Raw genomic sequence first — 8,997 nt, 5'->3', positions numbered from 1 at the left:
TACGACCGGTACGAGCCGGCGGGCGAGAGCCGCGGGACGGTGATCCTCGTCGGCGGCGCGTTCAGCTACCGGAGCGGTACGTGGGCGCGGGGGTGTCCTTCGACCGGATCGGCCCGGCGACAGGTGGTCAGCGGGGCGCGCCGATCGTGCCGTTGCGGGACTTCCACTCGGTGGCTGCGTCCTCGGCGGGGCCGTCCGCCGGAGCCGCTGCGGCCTCGGCCTCCAGCGACGGATCGACGGCGGGGCGCGCCGGCAGCGCGAACATCAGCACGAAGATCGCGACCAGTACGACGGCGGCCCACAGCAGCGAGTTCTCGAAGGCGTTCACGAACGCGGGCCCCACCTTCTCGGGCGCGAGACCGTCGTCGATCAACCGGAAGAAGACCACCGACGTCAGGCCGAGACCCAGCGCGTTGCCCATCTGGAGCGTCGTATTGATCAGTCCGGACGCCGATCCGGCGTGCTCGCGCGGTACATCGGACAACACCGCGTTGGTCAGCGGCGCCACGATCAGCCCCATGCCGAGGCCGATCACCAGGAGCGGCAACGCCATCTGCCAGGTCGCGATCCCGGTGCCGTACCGGTCCGCTTCCCACAGGTAGATCAGCATGCCCGCACCCATCACCAGCGCACCGGCCTGGAGCACCTTGCGGCCGAACCGCGGCACCAACTTCTGCACCGACACCCCCGCCGCGGCGGCGACCGCCACCGAGAACGGCAGGCTGGTCAGACCGGCGCGCAGCACGCTCCAACCCAATCCGACCTGCATGTACAGCGTCCAGACCAGGAAGAACATGCCGCACACGACACCGAAGCCGAACTCCACGGCGATCCCGGCGCTGAAGCTCTTCACCCGAAACAGCGACAGCTCCACCAGCGGCGAGCCGTCCCGACGGGTCTTGGCCCGCTCGTACAGCGCCAGCGCGGCGAACACCGACACCGAACCGGCCATGGAGAGGTAGCCCCACAGCGGCCAGCCCAGCTCGCGGCCCTGGGTGAGCGGGTACAGCAACATCAGCAGGCCCAGCGTGACCAGGCCGACGCCGACCAGGTCCAGATGCAGGGCGCGGACGGCCTTGGACTCGGTGATGTACTTGCGGCCCAGGACCAGGCCGGCGATGCCCACCGGGACGTTGATCAGAAAGATGGTCCGCCATTCGAGGCCGAACACGTTCCACTCGGTGAGCAGCGCGCCCAGCAGCGGTCCGCAGACCCCGCCCATGCCGACGATGGCGCCGAACAGGCCGAAGACCTTGCCACGTTCGTGCGCGGGAAAGGTGGCGTGCACGATCGACAGGACCTGCGGGACCATGATCGCGGCTCCGGCGCCCTGCAGGATCCTGGACGCGACCAGCATGTCCGCGTTCACCGCGCAGCCGCTGAGCGCGGAGGCGACGGTGAAGGTGGTGACGCCGATCAGGAAGATCCGCCGGCGCCCGTGGATGTCGCCGAGCCGGCCGCCGGTGATCAGGCCGGCCGCGAACGCGAGCACATAACCCGCGGTGATCCATTGGATCTGGCTCGTGGAGGCGTCCAGGTCGCGCTGGATGGAGGGCAGTGCGACGTTGACGATCGTGACGTCGAGCAGATCCATGAACGCCGCGGTCATGACGATGGCCAGTGCGATCCAGCGCCGCGAATCCGGCGGGGCCGCTTCCGGGTGAGCGATGGGTGAAGTCATGCTTCCAGGCTAGAAATCGAAGGGGGTGTACAGGGGGTCGGGCGTTAAGGGCTTGCGTTCGTTTCGATCAGCACGGTTTATGACCGAGCCCCGGGATTTCCGCGTGAATGCGCGGCGGCGGCAATCGATGGGGTGCGGATCGAATACGTGTTCCATCGGGCGGGTGCCGCATTCGTGATATCCGTTGTGTATGCCCGGAGTTCACCCTCCGGCCGATGGAAACCCGCAGCGCGTCGGGGGCGTGGTCACGGCGCGCGGAGGAAGACTTCCCTCGTCATCGACGAAGTGCCCGGTCCGGTCCCCGGCTTCGGACACACCGGCCCGGCACGCCGCCGCCCACCCTCCGAGAGCCACCATGAACACCATTGCCCTTCCGCCCACCCGAGTCCACCTGCCCGCCACTGCGGCACTTTCCCCGACGGCCGCGAGAAACCGGTCGTCGAAAATCTCGGCGCATCGCCGACCGACAAAACCGGCCGGCCACGTGTATCCGCCGGTCGAACGCGCAGCCCCTGGACCGACCGGGATATCTCGGCCCGATCGCAGGACTCCCCCGAGGACGGAAGGGAAATCGTGAACGGCGCACGACCGAATGCCCCCGGCCTTGCCTTCGAACCCCACCTCGGCGTACCGGGAACTCGCGGGTTCGGACGGTCATTTCGCGGCGGACCGGACACGCGTCGGCCCGGTTGACGTGGTCGGTATCGGCGCGACCGGCACCGCGACCGGGTGCGGCCGACCCCGATCAACGACGGCATCGACGCGAGGCGGACGCCGCCGCACGACCGGTCGACGCGCGTCACAACCAGCCGGAGTCGCGCGCGATCCGCACCGCGTCGATGCGATTGCGGGCGTTGAGCTTGGTCACCGTCGTGGTCAGGTAGTTGCGTACCGTCCCGGCGGACAGGAACAGGCCGCGCGCGATCTCCGGCACGTCCACCCCTTCGGCGGCCAACCGCAACACCTCGGTCTCCCGCGCGCTCAACGGATTCTCCGCCGCCTGCAACGTCGCCACCGCCAACCGCGAATCGATCACCCGCTCACCGGCGGCCACCGTGCGGATGGCGGCGGCGAGTTGGTCCGGATCGGCGTCCTTGAGCAAGAACCCCCAGACGTGCGCGGCCATCGCCCGCCGCAAATTGCCCGGCAGGCCCAGGCTGGTCATGATCACCGTGCGGCACTCGGGTAACCGCTCGTGCAGCAGCCGGGCCGCCCGAATGCCGTCCAGACCCGGCAGATCGATGTCCAACACCGCGACCTCCGGCCGTACCTCGAGCGCCACCGGCAGGATGAGATTTCCGCGATCGACCTCGGCGACGACCTCGATGTCGGGCTCCAGTTCGAGCAGCGACACCAGCGCCCGGCGCAGCATGAGCATGTCCTCGGCGAGAAGAACCCTGACCATCGTGTCCCCCCACGGCATCCCAACGGGATGGTCACTGTCATCGACGTTCCTCGAAAGCACCGGCAGCGGCGCCCCGCCCGCGCCACCGGCGATCCCACGCCCTCTCACCTGCCCCGACGTGCTCCGATCACGCCGGGTCGGACCCGAACACCACGGCTCAGATCGAGAACGTCTCGCCACCCACCCGTACCGAGCGACCGACCCACGGGTCGGTGCGCATCGACGCCAGCACGTCGGCGTCCGTCGAGGAGGCCACCGACCGCACGCCGCCCGCTCCCTCGACCACCGCGATCGCCACCGCCGGCTCGCCCTGCTCGAACGCCACCGTGCAGCCCACCACCTCGGCCGGGCCCGCGTAGTCCGGGTCGACCGGGCGGCTCGGCAACTGCGCGCGCACGTCGATCGCCCGGAACCCGTCGGCGGCCGGCCGATCCGACCACAACGCGCCGGCCTGCTTGGTGACCATCCCGGACACGCTCGTCACCAACCCGTCGCCACCCGCGAGCACCCGTCGGGTCACCTCGACCGTCGCCTGCAACGCGTAGTTGTTGAGCGGCCCGCCGGCGAACGCCATCCCGCCCGTCGCGGTCAACTCCCGGCCGGGGCGCCCGGTCAGACCCAGCTCGTGCCGCTGGATCCGGACCGCCGCCGGGAAGCAGCTGTACAGGTCCAGGTGCGTCGCGTCGCGCACCCCCGCGCCCAGTGCCGCGCCGACCTCGGCGAATCCGGGCGAGCGGCCCAGGTCCGGCCGGGCCACCAGCGGCACCATGGTGTTCGATTCGGCCGCGGCCGTCGGGAACACCCACCGGTCCCGGGCCACCCCGAACCGGCGTGCCGCCTCGGCCGAGCACAGGAGCAGCGCGGCGGCCTGGTCGACGTTCATCTGCGAGCAGTGCCACTTCGAGTACGGGCTCGCCAACCACGCGTTGCGGCCGGTGGGTGCCAGCAGTTCGTCCGGCTGCACCGCGCGGCCCCGGATCGCCTGCCCGGCGTCGGCGGCGACCGTCGAGAAGTCCGCCCACAGCGCGGCGATCTCGCGCGCGTCGTCCGCGGGCGACCGGCCCCGAGCGGCCCCGATCGCCGACTCCATCACCGCGTACTGCCGCGCGGGCACCGCCAGATGGCGATCGATCTCGACCCGGGCCAGGATATCCGCGCCGGGCGCCCACACCGTGTCCGGGACACCCTCCGCGACCGGATCCGCGAGTTCGAGCCCGGCGATCCGGGCGCGCAGTCGCCGATGCGCCGCCTCGCCGCCCACGACGAGCACCACGTCGGCCTGCCCGGCGGCGATCTCGGCACAGGCCCGGGTGATCAACGACTGTTGCAGGACCCCCAGTTCGGCCAACGTGCTGTGCGCGTCCACGATCTTGAACCGGTCCGCCAGCCAGCGGCCAGGATCGCCGTGCCGCCAGGTCCCGCGCGGCACCAGCACCTGCCGGACCGCCCGCAGCAGCGCGCCCGACCCCTCGGCGGCCTCCTCGACGGCCCGCGCCATCAGCTCCAACTCGCCGACGCCCGCCCCGGCCTCGGCCGAGCGCTGCCGCGCCACCCCGGCCCCGACCAACACCGGCGTCCGCGGCTCGACCGCCTCCAGCCCCATCGCCGCCCCCTTGCCACCGCCCGACCGCCCCGGACCATCCGGCGCGCGCCGACGTTAGTGGCGGAGCCCGACGATCACCAGTGCGTCCCGGTCCTCGATCCCGGGTGGCAGAAGGGTGCGCGCTCCCGGTGTCGGTCCGCGACGGTTGTGGATCTCCGTTCGGCGGGCATAGGACAACCTTCGGCCGGTGGCGCAGGGAGCGGTGTGATGACCGAGCACGATCCGTTCGTCCGGGTGCGCGGGGCGCGCGAACACAATCTGCGAAACGTGGACGTGGACATCCCGCGCGACGTGTTCACGGTGTTCACGGGGGTGTCCGGATCGGGCAAGTCCTCGCTGGCCTTCGGCACGGTGTACGCGGAGGCGCAGCGGCGCTACTTCGAGTCGATCGCGCCCTACGCCCGGCGGCTGATCCAGCAGGTCGGCGCACCGCACGTGGACGAGATCAGCGGATTGCCGCCGGCCATCGCGTTGCGTCAGCAGCGGTCCGCGCCCACCTCGCGCTCGACGGTGGGCACGCTCACGACGCTGTCCAACTCGTTGCGGATGCTCTTCTCCCGGGCCGGCGACTACCCGCCCGGCGCGGAGCCGGTGGACTCGGACGCGTTCTCGCCGAACACCGTCGCCGGCGCCTGCCCGAACTGTCACGGCCTGGGTCGGGTGCACGAGGTGAGCGAGGAATCGCTGGTCCCCGACCCGAGCAGGTCGATCCGGGACGGGGCGATCGCCGCGTGGCCGGGTGCCTGGTACGGAAAGAATCTGCGCGACATCCTGGCCACGCTCGGCTACGACGTGGACCGGCCGTGGCGCGAACTGCCCCGGGTCGAGCGGGACTGGATCCTGTTCACCGACGACCAACCGGTGGTCACCGTGCACCCGGTGCGCGACGCGAGCCGGATCCAACGCGACTACCAGGGCACGTACAGCAGCGCGCGGCGGATCGTGCTGAAGACGTTCGCGAGTTCCAAGAGCGCGACGCAGCGCAAGCGGGTCGAGCGTTTCCTGACCAGCGGGCCGTGTCCGGTGTGCCACGGCCGAAGGCTGCGCCCGGCTTCGCTGGCGGTGACCTTCGCCGGCTTCGACATCGCCGCGCTGGTCGCCCTGCCGCTGGTCGAGGCGGCGAAGGTGTTGGCCGGTGCGGGGGACGCCGGCGAGCCGGCCGCGACGATCTGCGCCGACCTGGCGGCCCGGATCGCGGTGCTGGTGGAGTTGGGCCTGGGTTATCTGAGCATGGATCGGGAGACGCCGACCCTGTCCTCGGGCGAGTTGCAGCGGCTCCGGCTGGCCACCCAGTTGCGGTCGGGGCTGTTCGGGGTGGTGTACGTGCTGGACGAGCCGTCGGCCGGGCTGCACTCGGCGGACACCGAGGCGCTGCTCGTGGTGCTCGATCGGCTGCGCGCGGCGGGCAATTCGCTGTTCGTGGTCGAGCACCGGATGGCGGTGGCCCGCCGGGCGGGCTGGCTCGTGGACGTGGGGCCCGGCGCGGGCGAGGGCGGCGGCCGGATCCTGTACAGCGGTCCCCCGGACGGGCTGCGCGCGGTGGCCGACTCGGCGACCCGCCGATTCCTGTTCCCGGCGGGTCCGCCGCCGGCTCGGGAGCCGAGGTCGCCGACCGGCTGGCTGACGCTGACCGGGGTGCGGCTGCACAATCTGCGCGACCTGGACGTGCGGCTGCCGCTGGGCGTGTTCACGGTGGTCACCGGGGTCTCCGGCGCGGGCAAGTCCAGCCTGATCGGCGGGGTGCTGGCGGACGTGACGGCGGAGCACCTGGGCACCCGGGCGCAGGAGGACGAGGAACGTCGGCAGGAGTCCGGCGAGATCCAAGCGGTCCGCGGTCTGGAGGTGATCGACCGCCTGGTGCGGGTGGACCAGAAACCGATCGGGCGCACGCCGCGCTCGAACCTGGCCACCTACACCGGTCTGTTCGACACGGTCCGCAAGCTGTTCGCGGACACCGACGCGGCGCGCGAGCGTGGGTGGACCGCGAGCCGGTTCTCCTTCAACGTGGACGGCGGGCGGTGCGAGACGTGTTCGGGCGAGGGCTTCGTCGCGGTCGAGCTGCTGTTCCTGCCGGGGACGTACGCGCCGTGCCCGACCTGCCGAGGGGCGCGCTACAACCCGCCGACGCTGGAGGTCGCCTACCGGGGGCTGAGCGTCGCGGACGTGCTCGGGCTGACCGTGGACGCCGCCGCCGACTTCCTCGCCGAGGTGCCGGCCGCCGCGCGCAGCCTGACCACACTGCGCGAGGTGGGCCTGGGCTATCTACGGCTGGGCCAACCGGCGACCGAGCTGTCCGGCGGCGAGGCGCAGCGGATCAAGTTGGCGAGCGAGCTGCAACGGGCCCGGCGCGGGCACACGTTGTATCTGTTGGACGAGCCGACGGCCGGACTGCACCCGGCGGATGTCGAATTGTTGATGCGTCAATTGCACGGGTTGGTCGCCGCGGGCAACACGGTGGTGGTGGTCGAACACGACCTGGACGTGATCGCGGGTGCGGACTGGATGATCGACATGGGCCCGGGTGGTGGGGCCGACGGTGGGCGAATCGTGGCGAGCGGGGTGCCTGCGGAGGTGGCGACGGCGGGGGTGGGGGTGACCGCGCGGTATTTGGCGGGGCGGTGACGGGGGCGACGGGTGGCCCGACGCGCCGTCAGTCGATCCGTGGTTCGGCCAGGAAGGCGAGCAGGGTGGCCGGATCCTCGCTCGCGCACGCGGTTCGTACGGCCGATTCGTGTGCCTCGGCCAGCGCGTTCAGCCGGGTCAGGCGATCGTGGCCGCGTCGGGACAGATGGGCCGCGATCCGGCGGCGGTCGATGCCGGACTGACGTCGGTAGATCCAGCCGTCGTCCACCAGCGCGTCCACGATCCGGGTCAGACTGGCGTGCGGGATCAGCAGGCGCTGCGCCAGATCGCCCATCAGCCGGCCCTCGCCGTCGCCCAGGGCGCGCAGCACGAGCCACTGGTCGAAGGTGCAGTCCTCCTCGGCCAACGCGTGGGTCAGCGTGCGGGTGAGGCGGCGCTGCGCGAGGGTGAGCAGCTCGACCAGGAGCGGCGGCGCGACGGCTCGCTCTGCGATTTCGCCGGCGGACATGCTCATCACCCCTTCGCCAGGCCGTTCCCAGGAGCATACTTACTCGCCTTATGAGCGTCGAGACAGTCCTGATCGAGCCGCTCGAAGCGCTGTATTCCGACCGGGATCCCCAGGTGCTTCGAGTGGGACTCGTGGTGCCCCAGTCCGGTGCGCTGGGGATCATCGGGCCCTCCGCGGTGGATGCGGCGCTGCTCGCGGCACACGAGATCAACACGGCCTGCGGTGTGCGCGACCGCCGGATGGAGCTGGTCCTGGTGGACGCCGGCGGCCCGCCCGACCGGGTCGCGGCGCAGGTCGGGATGCTCGGCGACGCCGGCGCGGTGGACGTGCTGGTCGGTTTCCACACCAGCGACGTGCATCGCGCGATCGAGGCGGTGGTCGGCGGCCGGACGCCGTACATCTTCACCCCGCCGCACGAGGGCGGCGGCCGGTTGCCCGGGGTGGTCTGCACGGGTGTCGACCCGATGCGGCAACTGCGCGAGTCGATCGGGTGGCTCACCGAGCACCATCGGCTGCGGCGGTGGGCGCTGATCGGCAACGACTACATCTGGCCGCAGGCCATCCACGCCGCCGCCGGCCGGTTGATCGCGGACGCGCGCAGCAGTGTGGTGTACGAGCGGCGGGTGGGCTTCGGCGCGGTGCGGGACGGGTTGGACGAGTTGTTCGCGGGCCTGCGGAGCACCCGGGCCGACGCGCTGCTGCTCAGCCTGATCGGCCGTGATCTGGTCGACTTCAATCGGGCGTTGCGGCACGCCGGGCTGGATCGCATCCTGGTCCGGCTGTCCGGCTCGCTGGAGGAGAACGGCCTGTTGGCGTACGGCGGGGACGACACCGGCGCGATGTACGCGGTGATGCAGTCGTTCGCGTCGCAGACCGACGATCGCCGGTTGGGTCTGGCCGAGCGGCACCGGTCGTTGTTCGGTCCGCAGGCGCCGGTGTTGGACGCCTACGCGGAGGGCCTGTACGACGGGCTGCATCTGGTCGCGGCGTTGGCCGCGCGGGGCGCGCTCGCGCCGAGCGGGTTGGCGGCGGCGGTGGATCGGCTGTTGGACGGGGGGTCGGACGCGGCGCGTGGGGCCTGGGCGCGCTCGCCGTTGGGGCCGCCGCGTCGGCAGGTGTACCTGGCTCGGGCGGAGGGGCTGGATTTCGCCGTGTTGCCGCGGCGAGAAAGTACTTCCATTTGGAAATAACTGGTTCTAAGGTCTCTTCGAGACCCC

At 71.5% G+C, this 8,997-nt stretch carries 6 protein-coding genes; 2 read left to right on the top strand and 4 right to left on the bottom strand.

Features of this window, described 5'->3' with window-relative positions:
* Nucleotides 1-127 precede the first annotated feature (127 nt).
* The 3 genes from ABZ374_RS14755 to ABZ374_RS14745 all read right to left on the bottom strand — a co-directional run bounded on the left by ABZ374_RS14755 (nucleotide 128) and on the right by ABZ374_RS14745 (nucleotide 4,689).
* Nucleotides 128-1,681 (bottom strand): MFS transporter, encoded by a 1,554-nt coding sequence (locus ABZ374_RS14755; protein WP_360310743.1) that lies wholly within the window; start codon nucleotides 1,679-1,681, stop codon nucleotides 128-130.
* A 799-nt stretch (nucleotides 1,682-2,480) separates the two neighbouring features.
* Nucleotides 2,481-3,086, bottom strand: coding sequence for a response regulator transcription factor (locus ABZ374_RS14750; RefSeq protein ID WP_360310741.1), 606 nt, complete (start codon nucleotides 3,084-3,086; stop codon nucleotides 2,481-2,483).
* 157 nt (nucleotides 3,087-3,243) lie between these two features.
* On the bottom strand, nucleotides 3,244-4,689 hold the full coding sequence (locus ABZ374_RS14745) for a hypothetical protein (RefSeq protein ID WP_360310739.1): 1,446 nt from the start codon (nucleotides 4,687-4,689) through the stop codon (nucleotides 3,244-3,246).
* 204 nt (nucleotides 4,690-4,893) lie between these two features.
* On the opposite strand from ABZ374_RS14745, the gene ABZ374_RS14740 reads away from it, so the two are divergent.
* Nucleotides 4,894-7,311: an excinuclease ABC subunit UvrA gene (locus ABZ374_RS14740; protein ID WP_360310737.1), complete on the top strand. Its 2,418-nt coding sequence runs from the start codon at nucleotides 4,894-4,896 to the stop codon at nucleotides 7,309-7,311.
* Nucleotides 7,312-7,339: 28 nt separating this feature from the next.
* Here the strand turns inward: ABZ374_RS14740 and ABZ374_RS14735 are convergent, their stop codons facing one another.
* Nucleotides 7,340-7,780 carry a MarR family transcriptional regulator gene (locus ABZ374_RS14735; RefSeq protein WP_360310735.1) on the bottom strand — a complete coding sequence of 147 codons (441 nt, stop codon included), beginning with the start codon at nucleotides 7,778-7,780 and terminating at the stop codon, nucleotides 7,340-7,342.
* A gap of 50 nt (nucleotides 7,781-7,830) precedes the next feature.
* Between ABZ374_RS14735 and ABZ374_RS14730 the strand changes: the two genes are divergently transcribed.
* Complete coding sequence (locus ABZ374_RS14730) at nucleotides 7,831-8,970, top strand: substrate-binding domain-containing protein (RefSeq protein WP_360310733.1); 1,140 nt, start codon at nucleotides 7,831-7,833, stop codon at nucleotides 8,968-8,970.
* The last annotated feature ends 27 nt before the right edge of the window (nucleotides 8,971-8,997 follow it).

Source organism: Embleya sp. NPDC005971 (assembly GCF_040629175.1).
GTDB lineage: Bacteria > Actinomycetota > Actinomycetes > Streptomycetales > Streptomycetaceae > Embleya.
Note: the sequence above shows the minus strand (reverse complement) of the source record. Positions and strands in the feature narration are given on the sequence as shown.

Excerpts from the sequence above, each read along its gene's own strand:
- ABZ374_RS14755 (WP_360310743.1), bottom strand. The coding sequence starts at position 1,681 with ATGACTTCACCCATCGCTCACCCGGAAGCGGCCCCGCCGGATTCGCGG.
- ABZ374_RS14750 (WP_360310741.1), bottom strand. The coding sequence starts at position 3,086 with ATGGTCAGGGTTCTTCTCGCCGAGGACATGCTCATGCTGCGCCGGGCG.
- ABZ374_RS14745 (WP_360310739.1), bottom strand. The coding sequence starts at position 4,689 with ATGGGGCTGGAGGCGGTCGAGCCGCGGACGCCGGTGTTGGTCGGGGCC.
- ABZ374_RS14735 (WP_360310735.1), bottom strand. The coding sequence starts at position 7,780 with ATGTCCGCCGGCGAAATCGCAGAGCGAGCCGTCGCGCCGCCGCTCCTG.
- ABZ374_RS14730 (WP_360310733.1), top strand. The coding sequence starts at position 7,831 with ATGAGCGTCGAGACAGTCCTGATCGAGCCGCTCGAAGCGCTGTATTCC.